This is a genomic window from Nitratireductor sp. ATLC21 (genome assembly GCF_057196525.1).
On record NZ_JBXUOU010000001.1, the window covers coordinates 294,890 to 314,425 of the forward strand.

The window sequence follows — 19,536 nt, forward strand, 5'->3', positions numbered from 1 at the left end:
GTTTAGCCCGGGCCCTCAGGGTCCGGGCGAAAGGTTTCCATGAAGGACCCTGATTTTTTTCCTCCCGCACGCCGCATTACGGCAGGCGAGATTGCCTCGCTGACGGGAGCTGAGCTTGCTCGTCCTGAGTTTGCGGAAGTTATGATTGAGGGCGTGGCCGCCGCTTCTGACGGCGGCGCCGGCATGCTGGTTTTCATCGAGGGCAAGCGCAATGCCGAACTCGTGCGCAACACGACGGCCGCCGCTGTTTTGTGTAAGCGCGAGGCGGCGGGGCATTGCCCGGATACCGTTGCGGTGCTCATCGCCGATAAGCCGCAGGCGGCCTTTGCCCAGATAACACGACTTCTCTTCCCTCAGGCCATGAGCCCCGGGTCCATGACCGGTGAGACCGGAATTTCGGATCGGGCCAGTGTGGCCGCAGATGCCGTTCTCGAAGACGGTGTGATCGTGGAGCCTGGCGCCGTCATTGGCGCAGGCGTTTTGATCGGCCGCGGAACGATCATTGCTCCCAACGCCGTGATCGGAGCCGGCACGCGGATTGGCCGGGACAGCTATGTTGGCCCGGGCGCTTCGGTGCAATGCGCGATGATCGGTGATCGCGTGATCCTCCACGGGGGTGTTCGGATCGGACAGGATGGATTCGGCTATCTTCCGGGCGCCAAGGGGCTTGAAAAACTGCCTCAGATTGGCCGCGTGGTCATTCAGGACGATGTGGAGATTGGTGCCAATACCACCGTGGATCGTGGCGCCCTCGTGGATACGATCATCGGGCAGGGGACCAAGATCGATAACCTCGTGCAGGTGGCGCACAATGTCCGCATCGGCCGAAGCTGCGTTATCGCTGGAAATTGTGGTCTATCAGGCTCCGTGACGCTCGGCGATTTCGTCATGCTGGGCGGTCGCGTCGGCATCGCTGACCATATCCATATCGGCAGCGGTGCCCAGCTTGCAGCGTCCAGCGGCGTCATGAACGACGTGCCGGCGGGTGAACGTTGGGCCGGATCTCCCGCGCAGCCTATCCGTGAGGCCTTCCGCGAGTTGGCTGCCTTGCGGGGGCTGGTAGACGGAAAGAGAAAGAAAATGAGGGACGGGGATGAGTGAAACCGCTTCGACCACGCTTGAAAGCCTGGACATCATGGATCTGATGCGGCTGCTTCCGCATCGCTATCCTTTCCTTTTGGTCGACAAGATCATCGAAATTGACGGTGACCGTTCCGCCATCGGCATCAAGAATGTCACCATGAACGAGCCCCACTTCACAGGGCATTTTCCCGCGCAGCCGGTCATGCCGGGTGTCCTTATCGTTGAGGCGATGGCCCAGACTGCTGGCGCAATCTGTATCAACAATGCCGGGGATGACAGTCCCTCTCTGGTCTATTTCATGACCATCGACAATGCGAAGTTCCGCAAGCCGGTCATCCCTGGCGATCGTCTGGAGATCCACGTGACCAAGGTCAAGCAACGCGGCAACATCTGGAAGTTCGATTGCGTCGCAAAGGTGGACGAGGCCAAGGTTGCCGAAGCCGTCATTTCGGCCATGATGAATGTCGAGCAGGCGAGCTGACGGGCATTTCATGGCGCGCGACACTGTTATTCATCCCTCTTCTATCATCGAACCCGGCGCAGAACTGGGCCAGGGCGTTCGTATAGGGCCATTTTGCCATGTGTCGTCAGGTGCCAGGCTACACGATGACGTGGAACTGATTGGCCACGTAACCATCATGGGCGATACGACACTGGGTGAAGCATGCCAGGTCTATCCGCAAGCTGTTCTCGGCGCACCTCCGCAGAACTTCAAGCACAAGGGCGGCAAAAGCACACTCGAGGTTGGAGCCCATTGCGTTATCCGTGAGGGCGTGACCTTCCACACCGGGACGGATACGAGCCGTGGCAAGACCACCGTTGGTTCGCATGGCCTGTTCATGGCCTATTCGCATGTGGCGCACGATAGTGATGTGGGCAATCATGTCACCATGGCAAACTATGCGGGTCTCGGTGGTCATGCCGAAATTGGCGATCATGTGATTATCTCGGGTTATGCTGCAGTGCATCAGTTCGTGCGGATCGGCCACCACGCTTTCCTGGGCGGATTCGCCGCTGTTGTGGGCGACGTCATTCCCTACGGTATGGCCGTGGGTGACCGGGCCCGCCTGCGTGGTCTCAATCTTGTCGGGCTCAAACGTTCGGGCATGCCGCGCGAGGACATCGCGGCTCTACGCAAGGCCTACAGGATGCTCTTCGCGGAAGGGGCTTCGCTGGACGAAAATGCCCGCACAGTCCAGAGCGCCTATCCCTCCTCAGAACTGATCGGCGACATCGTTGCCTTTGTCGGAGGCAGGGACAAACGTCATTTCACCCTCCCGGCGCGCGGTAGAGGCGCCTCCGAGGATGATGAAACGGGCTGAAACACATCCGGTTCTGCCGGAGGCCTCCCGCATCGCGGTTGTGGCCGGCAGCGGAGCCCTGCCACGGGATGTGGTTCGCACGCTCGTCAAGAGCGGGCACAGGCCGATTGTCATTGCGATCGAGGGGGAAGCCGACTGGCTGAATGGCGAGAATGTCGCCGGATTTGACCTTTGGCCTGCACCTGCTGAGCGCCTTGCATTGTTTCTGCCAAAGCTGCAACGCGCAGGTGTGACGCATCTCGTGCTGGCTGGAGGGGTGAGCCGCCGCCCGCCGATCCTCAAAGTGCGACTGGGATGGGACGTGTTCCGCGCTCTTCCTAAACTGGTTGCCGCTTATGCCAAGGGAGATGATGGCCTCCTGCGCGCCGTGATAGCGCATATCGAGGCCAAAGGAATCCGGGTGCTGGGTGCACACGAGATCGCCCCTGAGCTCCTTGCACCCGAAGGGATCATGACGAGCACCAAACCAAAGGCGTCCGACAGAAGAGATCTTCAAGCCGCCTACGCGGCAGCAAGAATGATCGGAGCGCTTGATATTGGGCAGGCGGCTATTGCGGTGGGTGGCCGCGCAGTCGCGCTCGAGGGGATCGAAGGAACGGCGGGCCTCCTGGAGCGGATGCGCGGCATGCGCAACCATGGTCGCCTGGCAGGCAAATCCCGCGGAGCACTGGTTAAATGTGTCAAACCGGAGCAAGAGGAACGCGCCGATATGCCTACCATCGGCCCGGAGACGATTCAGGCAGCTCATGATGCGGGGCTCGCCGGCGTCGGTGTTGAAGCTGGACGTTCCCTGATCCTGGATTACGCCGAGACGGTAAAACTGGCGGATGAACTCGGCCTTTTTCTGATAGGGCTGAATCCGGAGGCTGATGATGACCGTTGATCGCCGGGCACTGAAAATCGCAGTTATCGCCGGCGAGGAATCCGGAGATCTTTTGGGTGCGGATCTCATAAATGCACTGCGCCGGTTGGGCGATAAAGATGTGGACCTGTTGGGTGTCGGCGGACGAGCGCTCACCACACTGGGCTTGAAGTCAATCTTCAACGCTGAAGACATTGCGCTGATGGGGGTCAGCGCCATTGTGCGCGATCTGCCCAGGCTGATACGCCGCATCGGTCAGACAGCGAAGGCGATTGCGGATGCAAAACCTGATTGCCTGGTCACCATCGACAGCCCTGAGTTCAGCCTGCGCGTGGCCAAGAAGGTGCGCGCCCTCGCGCCCTCCATCCCGATCATACATTATGTATGCCCAAGCGTTTGGGCGTGGAGGCCGGGGAGGGCGCCTGCCATGCAACCACATGTGGACGAGATCCTCTGCCTTTTGCCATTCGAACCGGCGGAGCTGGAGCGGTTGGGCGGCCCGATCGGCACCTTTGTGGGGCATCGTCTGGCAAGTGATCCGAACATCCTGGCTGCGGCGCAGGCCCATCTTTCAGGGGCGGTGAAAACACCTGACGAACCACGGACCCTGCTTCTCTTGCCGGGATCGCGCCGTGGCGAGGTTTCGCGTCTTCTCCAGCCCTTTGGAGAAACCGTGCGGCATCTTCATGAGATGGGATGCGACTTCCGCGTTCTCATGCCCACTGTTCCGCATGTCGCTTCCTTGATCGAGATCGCGGCGAAGGACTGGCCCAAAAGGCCCGAAATAATCCTCGATCAAAAGCGCAAATGGCAGGCGTTTGCCGAGGCCGATGCGGCACTTGCGTGTTCTGGTACCGTTTCTTTGGAACTCGCCTTGGCGCGCGTACCGACCATTCTTTGCTACAAGACGGATTTCGCAGCCCGCGCCCTTATACCATTGATCACTGTGTGGTCTGCGGCCCTTCCAAACCTGATTGCCGGTTGGCCGGTCGTGCCCGAACATTTCAATCAATATGTCCGGCCGTCCTATCTGGCGCGCCAGATCACGACATTGTGGGACGACAAGCTGGGCCGGGCCGCGCAGATGGCAGGCTTCCAGGAGATCGCTGACGCACTGGCCACCGAAAGGCCTTCCAGAGAGATTGCGGCGCAGGTGGTGCTGCGGCATGTTTCAGGTGCCGCCTGAGGTGTGTGCAGGCCGTTCCAGCAAAACAGGATAGGCTGGGCAAATCTGCTGATGATTGACGTCGAGGCGGCTTCCGGCTAGAGAGCGGACGGCTGCAGACGCCTGCCGTCCGCTGACACCATGTCTCGGTGAAGTTCTGCCTCAGGCCTTTTCGTTTCTTCTCCTCCACGCTCGTCGCGCGGATGGCAATGCGGACCCCGTCCTTATCAGCGCGGCTCTGGCGACAGGAGAACGGGGATTTGTCTGAAAAACCCATCAATGCATTCACCGAAGGTCCTCTCGGACCCATCTATGCGCGTACCGCGCTTCCGATCATTTTCGTGATGGGCATGAACGGACTGCTTGCTGTATGCGACGCGCTTTTCCTGGGGCATTTCGTCGGACCGGAAGCACTTGCCGCCGTCACGCTCATGTTTCCGCTATATATGGTCGTGGTTGCACTGGCCACGCTCGTTTCGAGTGGCATGTCGAGCCTGCTGGCGCGCCACCTTGGCGCAGCACAGCTGCACGAAGCAGCCGCCATCTTTGCTGGCGCGCACGGGCTGGCGCTTCTCATGAGCTCTGGATTGATACTGCTGTTCTTCGCGCTCGGACCCGCATTCTCCCTGCTTGCGGCTGGCGGTTCGCAGGAACTGGCGCGAATGGGGCTGATTTATCTGCGAATAACGGTGTTCTCCTCGCCTTTGATTTTTCTGCTCTCCATTCATTCCGATGCTTTGCGCAATGAGGGACGTGTTGCGCTGATGGCTGCAATGAGCCTACTTGTTTCGATCGTCAACATCGGCTTCAATTACATCCTGATCGCTGGCTTTCACCTTGGGGTTGCCGGCTCCGCCTACGGAACGGCACTGGCACAGGCGCTGGCATTCGGGGTCATTATCGTTTTCCGGCTGCGTGGCCGCACACCTTTGCCCTTTTCGATCCTGTTACATCATGGGTGGCATAGTGGCTGGGCGCGTATTTTGGCGCTCGGTGCACCGCAAAGCTTGAATTTCATCGGCCTGGCGCTTGGATCGGCTGCCATCCTGACAGCGCTCCAGTGGGTGGGAGCGCCGGGTTACGACATCACCGTTTCCGCTTACGGGATCATAACAAGAGTCATGACCTTCGCCTTTCTGCCGCTCCTTGGCTTGAGCCACGCCATGCAGACGATCACAGGCAATAATTTCGGTGCAGAGAAATTATCCCGCACCCGCCGGAGCCTGCGCTTGGCTGTGGTTGTAGCCTTCGTCTACGGTCTTGCCCTCCAGCTGATGATGGTTTGCTTCGCCTCGGATATCGGACAAATCTTCGTCAACGACCCAGCGGTCGTGGCTGAGGTGGCGCGAATTCTCCCGGTGATGACGGCGTTGTTCTTTGCAACAGGCCCCTTGATGATGCTGGCGATGCACTTTCAGGCGATCGGCGATGCAACAAGGGCAGCAATACTCGGTCTTTCGAAGCCCTATTTGTTCGCCATCCCGCTTACCTTCGGTCTCTCAGCACTGTTTGGCGAAGCGGGTATCTGGGCTGCGGGGCCATCCGCCGAGGCGATGCTGTTCATCCTCGCTGGGATCGTTCTTTTCCGCACAGCGCGAGACAACAAGCTGCAGTGGGGGCTTCTTCCGGCCGTGAAGGGAGAGCGGGCATGAAGTCCTGTCTCACAACAGTCGGGGAAGCAAAGGCGCTTGCAAAGCGTCTGCGAACGGATCTGAAAGATCATGGTCGCAGCGTTACGCATGCGCAGGCTCTCGAAATCGTCGCTCATCAGCATGGATATCGGGACTGGAACACTCTTTGCGCGGCCTTCGGTCGAAACGAGCCTCACACGTGGACGCCCGGTCAGCGCGTATGCGGCAACTACCTTTCGCGGCCGTTCAACGGAACCCTGGTCGCCTCCCAAAGGCTGCGCCGAGGCTGGTTTCGGGTGATGATTGACCTGGATGAGCCGGTGGACGTCGTCACATTCGCAAGCTTTTCCAACCGTCGCAAACGCATTCGCGCAACCGTCGGTCCTGACGGGTATACAAGCGAGCATACTTCCAATGGGTTGCCGCACCTGAAACTTGAAGTGAAAGGCAATTCCAAAAAAATGCCCCGTTGATAACAACGGGGCATTTTCGCGTCGATTTATCGAGGCTTAGCGCTTGGCGATTGGCACGTAATCGCGCTGCGTCGCACCTGTGTAGAGCTGGCGCGGACGACCGATCTTCTGCTTCGGATCCTCGATCATCTCTTTCCACTGGGCAATCCAGCCGACGGTGCGTGCGAGCGCAAAGAGCACCGTGAACATGGTGGTGGGGAAGCCCAGCGCCTTCAGCGTGATGCCGGAATAGAAATCGATGTTCGGATAAAGCTTCTTCTCGATGAAGTACTCATCTGTCAGCGCGATACGCTCCAGCTCCATGGCGATGTCGAGCTGCGGATCATCCTTGATACCCAGTTCGCTTAACACTTCATGGCAGGTCTTCTGCATGATCTTCGCACGCGGGTCGTAGTTCTTGTAGACCCGGTGTCCAAAGCCCATGAGGCGGAACGGATCGTTCTTGTCCTTTGCGCGATCGATGAATTCGGGAATGCGGTCGACCGAGCCGATCTCGTCCAGCATGTTGAGCGCTGCCTCGTTCGCGCCACCATGGGCAGGCCCCCAAAGGCAGGCGATGCCGGCGGCGATACAGGCAAACGGATTGGCGCCCGAAGAGCCGGCCAGTCGAACCGTCGAAGTGGAAGCATTCTGCTCGTGATCGGCATGAAGGATGAAGATCCGCTCCATCGCGCGCGCCAGCACAGGGTTCACCTTGTACTCCTCGCACGGCACCGAGAAGCACATGTGCAGGAAGTTCGCGGCATAGCCGAGATCGTTCCTCGGATAAACGAAAGGCTGACCCACGTGATACTTGTAGGCCATCGCCGCAATGGTCGGCATCTTGGCGATCATGCGCAGGCTTGCCACCATGCGCTGATGCGGGTCCGAAATATCGGTGGAATCGTGATAAAAGGCCGACATCGCGCCCACCACACCGCACATCACCGCCATGGGATGGGCATCGCGGCGGAAACCGGTGAAGAAGCGGTTCATCTGCTCGTGCACCATTGTGTGGTGCGTCACGCGATAGTCGAAATCTTCCTTCTGAGCCTTGGTTGGCAGTTCGCCGTAAAGCAGCAGATAGCAGGTCTCCAGAAAATCGCCGTGCTCGGCCAGCTGCTCAATCGGATAACCCCGGTGGAGAAGAATGCCTTCATCGCCGTCGATATAGGTGATCTTGGATTCGCAGCTTGCGGTGGAAGTGAAGCCGGGGTCGTAGGTGAACATCCCGGTGTCTTTGTAAAGCGAGGTGATGTTGATGACATCCGGGCCCACGCTACCCTTCAAGATCTCAAATTCGTGCCCGTCTTCCTGGCCGCCAATTTCCAGCTTCGCAGTTGGTTTGGTCATCGCAATCACCTCTCACTTCAAGGAACTTGGCGCCAGAAAACTGTCGCCCAAACAATATGTCCGGCGGTCGAGCGCGCGAAATAGCTAACGCATTTCCCCCGTGGTGCCAAGCGCGTGCAGCATTTGAATATTGCACTGCAGCACGCCCCTGGTGATGAAACCCTGTCCGCAAGCCCCCTCCTTTTCAGGACGAAACTAGGCAGCCTGATCGCGGATACGCGCCAAACTCTCCTCTTGCCCAAGAACGGAAAGAACATCGAAGATGCCTGGCGATGTGGTGCGCCCCACGAGCGCTGCCCTCAACGGTTGGGCGACTTTGCCAAGCTTGCGTTCGGTCTGTTCCGCAAAAGCGCGGACAGCTGCTTCGATATTCGCAAGGGTCCAACCTTCGACATTTTGCAATACGGGAAGAATTTCCGCAAGCAGTTGACGCGCATTCTCATCCAGCAACTGGCTGGCTTTCTCGTCGATTGAAAGCGGTCTCGCGGCGAATAGAAACCCAGCGCTATCAACGAGTTCTACGAGAGTCTTTGCTCGCTCTTTCAAGCCCGGAAGAGCCTGTAGGAACTGATTTTTTCGTGTCGTGTCCATCCCGTCGAGAAGTGTTTTCCCTCCAGGCAGGTGCGGCAGTGTCTCGATCAGGATATCGAGCAGCTTTGCGTCGTCCATCTGCCGCATATGCACGCCGTTGAGCGCCTCCAGCTTCTGGAAATCGAAGCGCGCGGCACCCTTGTTCACGTCAGCGATGTCGAACCAGCGAATCATGTCTTCATCGGACATGATTTCGTCATCTCCGTGGCTCCATCCCAGTCGTGCGAGATAGTTGCGCAAGGCCGAGGGAAGGTAACCCATTTCGCGATAAGCCTCGACACCGAGCGCACCATGGCGCTTGGAAAGCTTTGCGCCGTCTGGCCCATGAATAAGCGGTATATGGGCCATCACCGGCACGTCCCAACCCATGGCCTTGTAGATCACCGTCTGTCGGGCCGCATTGGTCAGGTGATCGTCGCCGCGGATAATGTGTGTGACGCCCATATCGTGGTCGTCCACCACCACAGCATGCATGTAGGTGGGTGACCCATCAGAACGCAGGATGATAAAATCGTCGAGGTCCTTGTTGGGAAAGCGCACCGTTCCCTGAACCTGGTCCTCGACGACAGTCTCCCCATCCTGTGGCGTTTTGATACGGATAACCGGCTTGATGCCTTCGGGAGCTTCGGAGGGATCGCGATCGCGCCATGTGCCGTCATATCGGGGTGGACGCCCTTCCGCTCGCGCCTTCTCGCGCATCGCTTCCAGCTCTTCGGGTGAACTGTAGCAGTAATAGGCTTCACCCTTGGCAACCAGCTCCTCCGCAACTGCGCGATGCCGGTCTGCCCGCGCAAACTGGGAGACAGGCTCGCCATCGCAGTTGAGACCGAGCCACGCAAGCCCGTCGAGGATTGCCGCGGTAGCTTCATCAGTGGAGCGCTGACGGTCGGTATCCTCGATGCGCAACAACATCTTTCCGCCGGTGTGGCGCGCATAAAGCCAGTTGAAGAGCGCCGTGCGCGCCCCGCCGATATGCAAGAAGCCGGTAGGTGAGGGCGCAAAGCGCGTGACGACGGGTCTGCTCATGAATCTATCCCGGGATACGAAGCGGGCTCACGGCCTATTGAAAGGTAAGCGATACCGCAGGTGGTCTTTGGTTGGCTGTCATGTAGCATAGAACGGTCCGGGCGCAAGCATGGCACGGGGAGGCCAGGCGATGGGGGACGAACTGGCAGTGGCTGAAACCGACGAGCGGGCACAGTTCGCCGTCGGCACACAAGCGCCGCAAACAGATAGCGCAGCTCATAGCATTGCGACCTGGCCGGCGAGTGCTGCGCTTCGCCGGGTTGCCACAGGAAAATTCGATTTGTCCGCCGCGTCCTGGCAGGTGTGGGACGCGCGAATACGGGTTGCACTCTCGCAAGAAGCAGCCAGGGGCACCTTATTTCTTTGGCTCCCTATTCTGCTGGGCAGTGGCGCCCTTGTGTATTTCGCCTTGCCGGTCGAACCGCCGGCCTATGCTGTTGTCAGCGGTTTGCTCGCGCTCGCTCTCACGGCTTTTCTGGCTTCGGGAAAGCCTTTTGTTCGGGCCGTCACTCTCGCCGCGTTGATCGGTCTTTTGGGACTTTCATGTGCGAAGGTCGAAAGCTGGCGAGCGGCCACCCCCATGCTCGGATCCGAGGTGACAACGCGGGTTACAGCCCGTGTTGCGCGCATAGAGCCACGAGCGGACGGGCGTTCGCGTTTGACCGTAGATCTCATTTCCACCGAACGACCGCAATTGCGCTATGCGCCGGCACGCGTTCGTTTGTCAGCACGCTCTATCCCGGAGGGATTGAGACCGGGTGATGGAATTAAGGGTCTCGTGCGCCTCATGCCCCCTTCCGGCCCGGTACGACCGCACGCCTATGATTTCTCCTTCGAGAGCTATTTTGACGGTCTGGGCGCTGTGGGCTTCTTCATGCAGGAGCCGGTTCTAGTGCAGATTGACGAGCCAAACGGGGCGTGGCCGTGGGCATTATCCACACTGCAGGGACTGCGCGAAGGCCTTGCCGAAAGGCTTAGAAACCGGGTGGGCGGGGCTGAGGGAGAGGTGGCAGCGGCCCTCATCACGGGCATGCGGGGCGGCATCCCCGAGCATTATAATGAAGATCTGCGCCGGGCCGGATTGGCGCATGTTCTTGCCATTTCAGGTCTGCATATGGCCCTAGCGGCCTTTACCATTATTGGGGCTGCCAGGCTGGGGTTCGCCTTTTTTCCTGGTTTCTCCTCGCGGTATCCGGTCCGCAAATACGCTGCCGCTGTCGCTCTTATTGTGTGTTTTTTCTATTTGCTCGTCTCAGGTGGCGGGGTGGCTGCGCAGCGCAGCTTTCTGATGCTTGCGGTCATGCTCCTGGCTCTGTTGTTTGACCGGGCGGCTCTCACCATGCGCAATCTGGCGGTTGCCGCCCTGATCGTCCTTATAACAACACCGCACGAGGTCGTCGGCCCAGGCTTCCAGATGTCTTTTTCGGCAACTGCAGCACTCATCGCCGGCTACGCGGCGTGGAATGCGCACCGTATGAAACGCCTCTCTCGAAAACCATATGTGGAGCGCAAAGGCGCCGCGAGGCTCGTCCATCTGATTCTCGTGGCCATTGGCGGTATCGCGCTTACATCCCTGATCGCCGGGACAGCGACAACGCTATACGGTGTGTGGCATTTTCAACGGGCATCTCCGCTCGCGCTTGGCGCCAATCTGGCGGCGATGCCTGTTGTCTCAGTCGTGGTTATGCCCTCCGCCGTTGCGGCGATCGCCGCAATGCCGTTGAACCTCGATGGTTGGCCCCTGGCTGTGATGGGGTGGGGGATCTCCGCCGTCATGGGCATTGCCAGGTGGTTCTCCGAGCAAACTCCCATCGATGCGACCGGCGCGATCCCTCTCTCGGCGACGCTGTGCCTGACAGTGGCGCTGGCAATCCTCACCATGTCGACCACCAGCCTGCGATTAGCTGCTATACCGTTTCTTGTGGCCGGACTTGCCCTTATCTCAGCCCGCAGTCTGCCTGACGTTTTTGTCTCCGAAGATGCACGGCTGGTGGCCGTGCGCGTCGAGGAAGGGGGGCTTGCGGTCAACCGCAAGAGGCCCAATGCTTTCGCTTTGGAAAACTGGCTACGCGCTGCCGGGTCAGAAACAGTACACAAGCCGGATACGGAAAATGGCGCGGCGACCGCAGAGGTCTTCGCCCGCGCTGCAGGGGATCAGTTTCGGTGCAACGAGACGATTTGCATGCTGCGCCATCGGCGCGGCGCGTTGATCGCGCATGTAATGGAGACCGATTCTCCACCGTCCGTCCGGCTAATTGACGAATTGTGTGGGGTTGCAGATCTCATCATCATCAATGATGCGCGTATCGACCGACCCTGCGGGGAGAGTGGCACGCCTACCATCACCGCACGAGACCTGGCGCGATGGGGCAGTGCCGAGATACGCATAGGGGGTGAGCCGCGAGATCCGTTCACAGTCAACATCACCTTTGCGCTCAGCGAGCCGTATCGACCATGGCATGAGCAGCGCCAGTTTTCACGCGCAGCTCGTGGATTGGGACCTTACAAACGCAGCCGAAAAACATCGAATGAAGCTGACAAAAGTCCTTAGAAACAGATGATTAAATCAAACTTCACAGAGGTTTGTTGAACGCGCGCCGACGCGTGATCGCTCGCGCCAAGGTGTGAATTCGGACGTCACATATGGGAAATCATCCCACGCGCTCCATGAAAGCTCTGGCAGCATGGGGTGCACGGATTTTCCCTTCATGGATAAAATAGACGAACACGTCACGCGGCTCTCTTTGCGGCGTGAATTCCGCGTCCATGAGGGGAAGGTCGTCTGGCTGCCCGCCCTCGGCCCAAAGCCTGGCACGCTTCGCCCATCCGTCAAGGTCTTCTGGCGGGTAGGCTGTCGGAATATCGTCCTCACCGCGTTGAAGACGGGCATAGACGAAATCTCCCGTCACATCCGCGATCTCCGGATAGGTGTTGTGATGCGCGTAGCAAATGGCTGCACCATATTTCCGTACGAGCCGGGGGAACTCCGGCGTACAGAAGGTCTCGTTGCGCACTTCAAGAACGTGTCGGAGCGGAACTCCATCGCGCTCGGATGGGAGAAGCTGCAGAAACCCTTCGAAATCCTCCGGGTCAAACTTTTTGGTGGGAGCAAACTGCCAGACGAGAGGACCGAGTTTTTCTCCGATCTCGGAAATGCCCGACCCGAGAAATTTCTCGAGAGATTCAGACGCTTCGGACAGAACCTTGCGGTTTGTCACGAAGCGATTTCCCTTCAGCGAGAACACAAACCCTTCCGGTGCCTCACTCGCCCATTTGGCATAGGTCGCCGGCTTCTGGCTACCGTAATAGGTGCCGTTCACCTCGATCGTCGGCACCTGCCGTGAGGCATATTCAAGCTGTCGCCTCTTCGGCAGGTCGTCGGGATAGAAGGTGCCTTCCCATGGCTGAAACGTCCAGCCGCCCATGCCGGCGCGAATGGTGCCAGTCGTCATCGGTCTACTCCGCTGCCTGTGCCTTGCCGGCGGGCCGGCGCTCGAGAAGTTCTTTGAGGAATTTGCCGGTGTAGCTGCGCGGCTCGGCCATGACGTCGTCGATGGAGCCGGAGGCAACAAGCTCGCCGCCACCATCGCCACCTTCCGGACCCAGATCGAGAATCCAGTCGGCGGTCTTGATGACTTCCAGATTGTGCTCGATCACCACCACCGTGTTGCCCTGGTCGACCAGTTCATGTAGCACTTCAAGCAGTTTTGCCACATCATGGAAATGCAGGCCGGTCGTCGGCTCGTCCAGAATGTAGAGTGTGCGGCCCGTTGCCCGTTTCGAGAGTTCCTTGGCGAGCTTGATGCGCTGTGCCTCCCCGCCGGAAAGCGTGGTGGCCTGCTGGCCAATATGGATATAGCCAAGACCGACGCGGGCGAGCGTGACCAGCTTGTCGCGCACGGCAGGAACGGCCGCGAAAAACTCAACGCCTTCATCCACCGTCATTTCCAGCACATCGGCAATCGACTTGCCCTTGAAGGTGACTTCCAGCGTTTCGCGATTGTAGCGCTTGCCATGACAGACATCGCAGGTGACGTAGACATCCGGCAGAAAGTGCATCTCGATCTTGATGACGCCATCGCCCTGGCAGGCCTCGCACCGGCCGCCCTTCACATTGAACGAGAAACGCCCGGGCTGGTAGCCGCGCGCCTTGGCTTCCGGCAGGCCCGCGAACCAGTCGCGGATCGGCGTGAAGGCACCGGTATAGGTGGCGGGGTTGGACCGCGGCGTGCGCCCGATGGGGGACTGATCGATGTCGATCACCTTGTCGAGATGCTCGAGACCTTCGATCCTGTCATGTTCGGCAGGTTGCTCTCGCGATCCCATGATCCGCCGTGATGCGGCCTTGAAAAGCGTCTCGATGAGCAGCGTCGACTTTCCGCCGCCCGAAACGCCGGTGACGCAGGCAAAGGTGCCGAGCGGCACTTCCGCCGTCACATCCTTCAGATTGTTGCCGCGTGCACCCACGACCCGGATGCGCCGTTTCTTGGGGATCTCCCGGCGTTGTTCGGGCATCGGGATCGCCATTGCGCCGGTCAGATACTTGCCGGTGACAGAGGCCGGGTTGGCCATGATGTCACGCGGGGTTCCCTCGGCGATAATTTGTCCGCCATGAACGCCGGCCGCCGGCCCGATGTCGACCACATGGTCCGCGGTCAAAATGGCGTCTTCGTCATGTTCGACCACGATGACCGTGTTGCCAAGATCGCGCAAATGCCTGAGCGTAGCCAGAAGACGGTCATTGTCGCGCTGATGCAGGCCGATGGACGGCTCGTCAAGCACGTAAAGAACCCCCGTCAGACCCGAGCCGATCTGAGAGGCAAGCCGGATGCGCTGGCTCTCGCCGCCCGACAGCGTGCCTGAATTGCGCGACAGCGTCAGGTAATCGAGGCCCACATCGTTGAGAAAGCGCAGCCGTTCGCGGATCTCCTTCAGGATGCGAACCGCGATTTCGTTTTGCTTGTCGTTGAGACGTTTTGGCAGCTCCTCAAACCAGGCACCCGCCTTGCGGATCGACATTTCCGTGACCTGACCGATATGCAGGCCGTCGATCTTCACGGCCAGCGCCTCGGGTTTCAGGCGATGTCCGCCACAGGCCGGGCAGGGATGGGCCGACATGTAACGCTCGATCTCCTCGCGCATCCAGGCAGATTCGGTCTCCTTCCAGCGGCGCTGGAGATTGACCACCACGCCCTCGAAGGGTTTCGTGGTGCGGTAGCTGCGCAGGCCGTCATCATAATCGAAAACGATTTTCTTGGAGCCTGTGCCGTTCAGGATTGCATCCTGCCCTTCAGCTGGAAGGTCGCGCCAGCGATCGCCGACCTTGAACCCATATTCGCGCCCAAGCGCCTCGAGCGTCTGCAGGTAATAGGGAGATGTGGATTTCGCCCAGGGCGCGATGGCGCCTTCACGCAGGATCACACCGTCGTCGGGAACCACCAGATTGGGATCGATCGCGCGCTGGCTGCCAAGACCGTCGCAGGTAGGGCAGGCACCGGCGGGATTGTTAAACGAAAATAGACGTGGCTCGATCTCCGGGATGGTGAAGCCCGATACCGGGCAGGCGAATTTCTCCGAAAAGACGATACGCTCATGCGTTTCGTTCTTGGATTTGTTCGCGCTTCCGCCCTTGGCCGTTGCCTCATCGGAAAGAGGCCTGTCCGCAAACTCGGCGACTGCCAGCCCTTCGGCCAGTTTCAGGCAGGTTTCAAGCGAATCCGCCAGACGCGTCGCCAGATCGTCGCGCACAACCACACGGTCGACCACCACGTCGATGTCGTGCTTGTATTTCTTGTCAAGCGCGGGGACGTCGGCGATCTCGTAGAATTCGCCGTCCACCTTGACGCGTTGAAAGCCCTTCTTCTGGAGCTCGACCATTTCCTTGCGGTATTCGCCTTTGCGTCCGCGGACGATGGGCGCGAGAATGTAAAGCCGTGTGCCTTCTTCCAGCGCCATCACCCGGTCGACCATCTGGCTCACCGTCTGGCTTTCGATCGGGAGGCCCGTTGCCGGCGAGTAGGGCACGCCCACGCGCGCAAAAAGCAGGCGCATATAGTCGTAGATCTCCGTCACCGTGCCGACGGTGGAGCGGGGGTTCTTCGATGTGGTCTTCTGCTCGATGGAAATGGCTGGTGAAAGCCCGTCGATCTGGTCGACATCCGGCTTCTGCATCATTTCCAGGAATTGGCGCGCATAGGCTGAAAGGCTTTCGACATACCGCCGCTGCCCCTCGGCATAGATCGTGTCGAAGGCGAGCGACGACTTGCCGGAACCCGACAGGCCCGTCATGACGATCAGCTTCTCGCGTGGCAGGTCGAGATCGACATTCTTCAGATTGTGTTCGCGCGCGCCGCGGATGGTAATGAATTTGTGTTCTGGCATGCCCCGTCGCTGCCTGTCTTGAGAAACCGGATTGGCCGGCCGCAGGCCGGTCTGTGCATCATGTAGGAAGCGGGATGCAAATGTCGACCGCCGCGGACCAGAATGGCACCGGGCGGAAAGCGCTTCACCGCGGGCGCGCTCCATCTGCTCAATACACAGATGAACGCGCATATTCCCTTTAGCACGCGCCGCCCGGCCTTCCGCAAGGAAAAAGAACAAAAACCGAACGTTCTCCTGACATTTCTGCCATTGGAGGCGTGTTGCGTTACAGACGATCACATTTGCCGGCTTCACAAGGCATTTGCTTGACCGGTCTGGCCCAAAGGCGCAGAATATTCTTTGTCAGAGCTCGCGATCAGATGCGCCGCAGACACGCTGATGAGCTATCTGCAAGCACGATCCGCTTGAGCAGGCTGACAACCGAGCACCGACCGAAACGCGAAGAAGGAGGAAGGCATGACTCCACCTGACCGATCCACCGGGCTTCGCCTGGATCGCGAAGCCACAGCCGGCTGATTGGTGCGCGGCACATTCGGCGCTTGGCGCGGAAAATGTGTCTCGCTACCGGTCCATGGCGAATTGCGTTTCTGGAGAACGCAATTGCCGGCAGGCATGACAACGCTGGCGGCTGGCTGCCCCTGAAAAATCAAATCTCTTTGAAGACAGGGTTGGTAAGACACCCTGCCTGATGACACCGGTAAACCATTCCCGGTATGGAGGGTCGGAAGACCCGGAGCCCCGTGCGACCAAATGGCGGCGGGGCTTTCCTCATGCAACGCGCGCGTGGGAGGAGGTGCATTGACGCTGGTCATCGAATGTGAACATAATAAGAACAAATGAGCTGTGGACGAGAGGCGGAGCACCGCAGGCGGAGAGCGCACGGCAGCCCGGCTTGCGATAAAGTGCGCGGCAGATTTCGGACAAGCGTGGAGAAGCGTTATGGCGGGCAGCGTCAACAAGGTCATTCTGGTGGGAAATCTGGGCGCCGATCCCGAGATTCGCCGGCTCAACTCCGGCGATCCTGTGGTCAATATGCGCATTGCGACCTCGGAAACATGGCGCGATCGCCAGTCGGGTGAGCGGCGTGAGCGGACCGAGTGGCACAATGTCGTGATTTTCAACGACAACCTTGCCAAGGTGGCCGAGCAGTATCTGAAGAAGGGCGCCAAGGTTTATATCGAGGGCCAGCTACAGACACGCAAATGGACCGACCAGAATGGTCAGGAACGCTACACAACCGAAGTTGTGTTGCAGAAATTCCGTGGCGAACTGCAGATGCTCGATACACGCGGGCAGGGCGGCGACAATCAGGTCGGCTATAGCGGCGGCGGCAGCCGCGGTTCCGATTTCGGCCAGTCAGGCCCTGCCGATAGCGGCGGCGGAGGCGGCTATTCGCAGAATCTGGACGACGAAATCCCGTTCTGATCGGAATCTGAACATTTTGGAGACCCGGCATGACCAGTCCACACCATGCAGCTAGACATGGTGTTCGGGCGGGTGGAGCCGGGGCCTTTATGCTTGCGCTTACATTCGCACCGGCAGTGCTTGCCGGAGAAGCGGACATTGTGGATGTGAGAGTCGTTGCCGAGCCGGCCGGAACCTATCGCTTCGAGGTCACCCTCACACATTCCGATGAAGGCTGGGAACACTATGCAGACCGATGGGATGTGCTCGACGATGCGGGCAATGTCCTGGGATCGCGCAAACTCATGCATCCGCATGTCAATGAACAGCCATTCACGCGCAGCTTGCCTGGGGTTTCGCTGCCGAATGGTGTTGCGCATGTGACCATCCGGGCCCATGACACGGTTCATGGATATGGCGGCAAGGAGATGAGGATCTCCATCCCCCGACAGGCGAGGGAATAGGGACGCACACCTGGAGTTTGGGTGTGGGTTGCTTCCGTGTGGGATGGCGCTTCTTTTCCCTGAGCGGGGAAGGACGCGTGGTCAGATCTCGAAATCAGCCGAGCATCAGCACGCGGCAGCGCGAGCCCGCTTCGGCAGCAGGCGCTCCCGGTTCCCGCACGATAAGGGCATTGGCCGCTGCCAGTGTCGTGAGCATGGAGGAATCTTGCACGGGAAACGGCGTTGCGATCAGCCCTTCGGGCCCTGCGGCGACCGAAGCGCGAATATAATCGCGGCGCTCGTCATTTTCACGCAGCGCCGTCGCCAGAACTGCCGCGCGCAGATCGGGTGTGTGGTTGCGCTGCCCCAACCGCGCAACAAGCGGGCGCAGAAAGAGATGAGCACAGACCAGGCTCGAGACAGGATTGCCAGGCAGGCCGAGAACGCGCATTTCTCCAAGTCTGCCAAACATCAAAGGCTTGCCCGGGCGCATGGCGATCTTCCAGAAGTCGAGCGACATGCCCGCGTCGAGAAGGGCCTGTCGCACGAGATCGCGGGCCCCGACCGAAGCTCCGCCCAGGGTCACCAGCACGTGCGCTCCGGCATCTGCAGCTTTTCGAACCGCGGCTGAAATTGCAGCGCTGTTGTCGCTCACGATACCCAGATCGAGGATACGGGCGCCCTCGTTCTTCGCCAAGACTCCAATCGCAAAACCATTCGACGCGACAATCTGATCGGGACCACATGTTTCTCCCGGCCGCACCAGCTCGTCACCGGTCGCGATGATCGCCACCAATGGGCGTTCGGTTACGGGAAGAAGCGCGTGGCCTGCGGCAGCGGCCAGGCCGATACCGGCGGGTCCAAGCAGCCGTCCTCGCTCAAGAACAATATCGCCATCGTGGAAATCGAGCCCGGCTTTGCGGATGTGACGCCCGATGGCCACCGCGCTCGTTGCTTCGATAAAGTCATCGCCCACAGATGTGGCGTTCTCTTGTATCAAAATCGTGTCGGCGCCTTCAGGCACCGGAGCACCTGTAAAAATCCGCACGGCCTCGCCAGCACCAACAACGCCATGAAACCGGTTTCCTGCAGCCGATTCCCCAACCACACGCAACCGCATTGCCCCCGGGGTTTGAACATCCACCGCCCGCACGGCATAACCATCCATGGCGGAGGCATGAAAGGGAGGTTGCGTCCGCGTGGCCGCAAGCGGAGTGGCCAGAACGCGACCGTCGGCCTTTTCGATGGGCACGTTTTCACCAGGCAGCGCCTTTACACCATCGAGAATACGCTCCAGCGCTTCGTCTACCGGCAAAAGCGTCATGCAGCAGGCTCCGGAGCCCGCCAGTCGCCCGATTTCCCCCCGGTCTTCTCTAAAAGGCGGATATTGCTGATGGTCATGCCTTTTTCCAGTGCTTTCGCCATGTCGTAGATTGTCAGACAGGCAACAGAAACCGCGGTTAGCGCTTCCATTTCCACCCCCGTCTGACCGGTGACCCTGACGCGGGCACGCACTTTGAGCCCGGGGAGGGCCGTGTCGGGCTCGATCTCGACCACCACTTTGGAAAGGGCGAGGGGATGGCACAACGGGATCAGATCCGATGTTTTCTTCGCGCCCATGATGCCGGCGATGCGCGCAGTAGCCAGCACGTCGCCTTTTTTTGCATTGCCGGAAAGAATGGCCTCAAGTGTCTGCGCCTGCATGAGCACGGAGCCTTCGGCAACGGCCTCACGGTGGGTCTCCTGCTTGCCGCTCACGTCCACCATATGCGCTTCTCCGGAAGCGCCGATATGCGTCAGCTTCCCGGTTTCGCCGCTCATGG

General features: G+C 59.6%; 16 protein-coding genes. 10 read left to right on the top strand and 6 right to left on the bottom strand.

Going from position 1 to position 19,536, the window contains the following annotated elements; translation table 11 throughout:
• The first annotated feature begins 39 nt into the window (after window positions 1-39).
• The 7 genes from lpxD to AC2CHD_RS01455 all read left to right on the top strand — a co-directional run bounded on the left by lpxD (window position 40) and on the right by AC2CHD_RS01455 (window position 6,536).
• Window positions 40-1,101 (top strand): UDP-3-O-(3-hydroxymyristoyl)glucosamine N-acyltransferase, encoded by a 1,062-nt coding sequence (gene lpxD / locus AC2CHD_RS01425; RefSeq protein ID WP_484552331.1) that lies wholly within the window; start codon window positions 40-42, stop codon window positions 1,099-1,101.
• Entirely contained in the window at window positions 1,094-1,564 is a 471-nt protein-coding gene (gene fabZ / locus AC2CHD_RS01430) for a 3-hydroxyacyl-ACP dehydratase FabZ (protein ID WP_229446946.1), read from the top strand. The genes lpxD and fabZ overlap by 8 nt, the downstream gene beginning before the upstream one ends.
• A gap of 10 nt (window positions 1,565-1,574) precedes the next feature.
• Window positions 1,575-2,405: an acyl-ACP--UDP-N-acetylglucosamine O-acyltransferase gene (lpxA, locus tag AC2CHD_RS01435; RefSeq protein WP_484553185.1), complete on the top strand. Its 831-nt coding sequence runs from the start codon at window positions 1,575-1,577 to the stop codon at window positions 2,403-2,405.
• The gene (locus tag AC2CHD_RS01440; RefSeq protein ID WP_484552332.1) at window positions 2,389-3,288 is read left to right on the top strand and encodes an LpxI family protein; all 900 of its coding nucleotides are present in this window, start codon (window positions 2,389-2,391) and stop codon (window positions 3,286-3,288) included. The genes lpxA and AC2CHD_RS01440 overlap by 17 nt, the downstream gene beginning before the upstream one ends.
• On the top strand, window positions 3,278-4,453 hold the full coding sequence (gene lpxB, locus AC2CHD_RS01445; protein WP_484553186.1) for a lipid-A-disaccharide synthase: 1,176 nt from the start codon (window positions 3,278-3,280) through the stop codon (window positions 4,451-4,453). The genes AC2CHD_RS01440 and lpxB overlap by 11 nt, the downstream gene beginning before the upstream one ends.
• A gap of 239 nt (window positions 4,454-4,692) precedes the next feature.
• Window positions 4,693-6,084, top strand: coding sequence for an MATE family efflux transporter (locus tag AC2CHD_RS01450; protein ID WP_484552333.1), 1,392 nt, complete (start codon window positions 4,693-4,695; stop codon window positions 6,082-6,084).
• Window positions 6,081-6,536 carry a glyoxalase superfamily protein gene (locus AC2CHD_RS01455; RefSeq protein WP_484552334.1) on the top strand — a complete coding sequence of 152 codons (456 nt, stop codon included), beginning with the start codon at window positions 6,081-6,083 and terminating at the stop codon, window positions 6,534-6,536. Before AC2CHD_RS01450 ends, AC2CHD_RS01455 begins: the two co-directional genes overlap by 4 nt.
• A 36-nt stretch (window positions 6,537-6,572) precedes the next feature.
• Here the strand turns inward: AC2CHD_RS01455 and gltA are convergent, their stop codons facing one another.
• Together gltA and gltX are read right to left on the bottom strand one after the other, a co-directional pair.
• A complete protein-coding gene (gltA, locus tag AC2CHD_RS01460) occupies window positions 6,573-7,868 on the bottom strand; it encodes a citrate synthase (protein ID WP_229446941.1) in 1,296 nt (431 codons plus the stop codon).
• A 195-nt stretch (window positions 7,869-8,063) separates the two neighbouring features.
• Entirely contained in the window at window positions 8,064-9,485 is a 1,422-nt protein-coding gene (gltX, locus tag AC2CHD_RS01465) for a glutamate--tRNA ligase (RefSeq protein WP_484552335.1), read from the bottom strand.
• A gap of 130 nt (window positions 9,486-9,615) precedes the next feature.
• On the opposite strand from gltX, the gene AC2CHD_RS01470 reads away from it, so the two are divergent.
• Window positions 9,616-12,036: a ComEC/Rec2 family competence protein gene (locus tag AC2CHD_RS01470; protein ID WP_484552336.1), complete on the top strand. Its 2,421-nt coding sequence runs from the start codon at window positions 9,616-9,618 to the stop codon at window positions 12,034-12,036.
• A 100-nt stretch (window positions 12,037-12,136) separates the two neighbouring features.
• Here AC2CHD_RS01470 and AC2CHD_RS01475 read toward each other — a convergent pair whose 3' ends face one another.
• Window positions 12,137-12,937 (bottom strand): DUF72 domain-containing protein, encoded by an 801-nt coding sequence (locus tag AC2CHD_RS01475; RefSeq protein ID WP_484552337.1) that lies wholly within the window; start codon window positions 12,935-12,937, stop codon window positions 12,137-12,139.
• A gap of 4 nt (window positions 12,938-12,941) precedes the next feature.
• Window positions 12,942-15,866 carry an excinuclease ABC subunit UvrA gene (uvrA, locus tag AC2CHD_RS01480; protein WP_484552338.1) on the bottom strand — a complete coding sequence of 975 codons (2,925 nt, stop codon included), beginning with the start codon at window positions 15,864-15,866 and terminating at the stop codon, window positions 12,942-12,944.
• A gap of 939 nt (window positions 15,867-16,805) precedes the next feature.
• Here uvrA and AC2CHD_RS01485 point away from each other — a divergent pair.
• Together AC2CHD_RS01485 and AC2CHD_RS01490 are read left to right on the top strand one after the other, a co-directional pair.
• The gene (locus AC2CHD_RS01485) at window positions 16,806-17,291 is read left to right on the top strand and encodes a single-stranded DNA-binding protein (protein WP_484552339.1); all 486 of its coding nucleotides are present in this window, start codon (window positions 16,806-16,808) and stop codon (window positions 17,289-17,291) included.
• A 29-nt stretch (window positions 17,292-17,320) separates the two neighbouring features.
• A complete protein-coding gene (locus AC2CHD_RS01490; RefSeq protein ID WP_229446935.1) occupies window positions 17,321-17,734 on the top strand; it encodes a hypothetical protein in 414 nt (137 codons plus the stop codon).
• 94 nt (window positions 17,735-17,828) lie between these two features.
• On the opposite strand, the gene AC2CHD_RS01495 is transcribed toward AC2CHD_RS01490, so the two are convergent.
• Window positions 17,829-19,037, bottom strand: a complete 1,209-nt coding sequence (locus AC2CHD_RS01495) for a molybdopterin molybdotransferase MoeA (RefSeq protein ID WP_484552340.1) — start codon at window positions 19,035-19,037, stop codon at window positions 17,829-17,831.
• Window positions 19,034-19,534: a cyclic pyranopterin monophosphate synthase MoaC gene (moaC, locus tag AC2CHD_RS01500; protein WP_484552341.1), complete on the bottom strand. Its 501-nt coding sequence runs from the start codon at window positions 19,532-19,534 to the stop codon at window positions 19,034-19,036. The genes AC2CHD_RS01495 and moaC overlap by 4 nt, the downstream gene beginning before the upstream one ends.
• Window positions 19,535-19,536 lie beyond the last annotated feature (2 nt).

What these genes read in the sequence shown, in the direction of transcription:
- lpxD (WP_484552331.1), top strand. Translation starts at nt 40, where the DNA reads ATGAAGGACCCTGATTTTTTTCCTCCCGCACGCCGCATTACGGCAGGC.
- fabZ (WP_229446946.1), top strand. Translation starts at nt 1,094, where the DNA reads ATGAGTGAAACCGCTTCGACCACGCTTGAAAGCCTGGACATCATGGAT.
- lpxA (WP_484553185.1), top strand. Translation starts at nt 1,575, where the DNA reads ATGGCGCGCGACACTGTTATTCATCCCTCTTCTATCATCGAACCCGGC.
- AC2CHD_RS01440 (WP_484552332.1), top strand. Translation starts at nt 2,389, where the DNA reads ATGATGAAACGGGCTGAAACACATCCGGTTCTGCCGGAGGCCTCCCGC.
- lpxB (WP_484553186.1), top strand. Translation starts at nt 3,278, where the DNA reads ATGACCGTTGATCGCCGGGCACTGAAAATCGCAGTTATCGCCGGCGAG.
- AC2CHD_RS01455 (WP_484552334.1), top strand. Translation starts at nt 6,081, where the DNA reads ATGAAGTCCTGTCTCACAACAGTCGGGGAAGCAAAGGCGCTTGCAAAG.
- gltA (WP_229446941.1), bottom strand. Translation starts at nt 7,868, where the DNA reads ATGACCAAACCAACTGCGAAGCTGGAAATTGGCGGCCAGGAAGACGGG.
- gltX (WP_484552335.1), bottom strand. Translation starts at nt 9,485, where the DNA reads ATGAGCAGACCCGTCGTCACGCGCTTTGCGCCCTCACCTACCGGCTTC.
- AC2CHD_RS01470 (WP_484552336.1), top strand. Translation starts at nt 9,616, where the DNA reads ATGGGGGACGAACTGGCAGTGGCTGAAACCGACGAGCGGGCACAGTTC.
- AC2CHD_RS01475 (WP_484552337.1), bottom strand. Translation starts at nt 12,937, where the DNA reads ATGACGACTGGCACCATTCGCGCCGGCATGGGCGGCTGGACGTTTCAG.
- uvrA (WP_484552338.1), bottom strand. Translation starts at nt 15,866, where the DNA reads ATGCCAGAACACAAATTCATTACCATCCGCGGCGCGCGCGAACACAAT.
- AC2CHD_RS01485 (WP_484552339.1), top strand. Translation starts at nt 16,806, where the DNA reads ATGGCGGGCAGCGTCAACAAGGTCATTCTGGTGGGAAATCTGGGCGCC.
- AC2CHD_RS01490 (WP_229446935.1), top strand. Translation starts at nt 17,321, where the DNA reads ATGACCAGTCCACACCATGCAGCTAGACATGGTGTTCGGGCGGGTGGA.
- AC2CHD_RS01495 (WP_484552340.1), bottom strand. Translation starts at nt 19,037, where the DNA reads ATGACGCTTTTGCCGGTAGACGAAGCGCTGGAGCGTATTCTCGATGGT.
- moaC (WP_484552341.1), bottom strand. Translation starts at nt 19,534, where the DNA reads ATGAGCGGCGAAACCGGGAAGCTGACGCATATCGGCGCTTCCGGAGAA.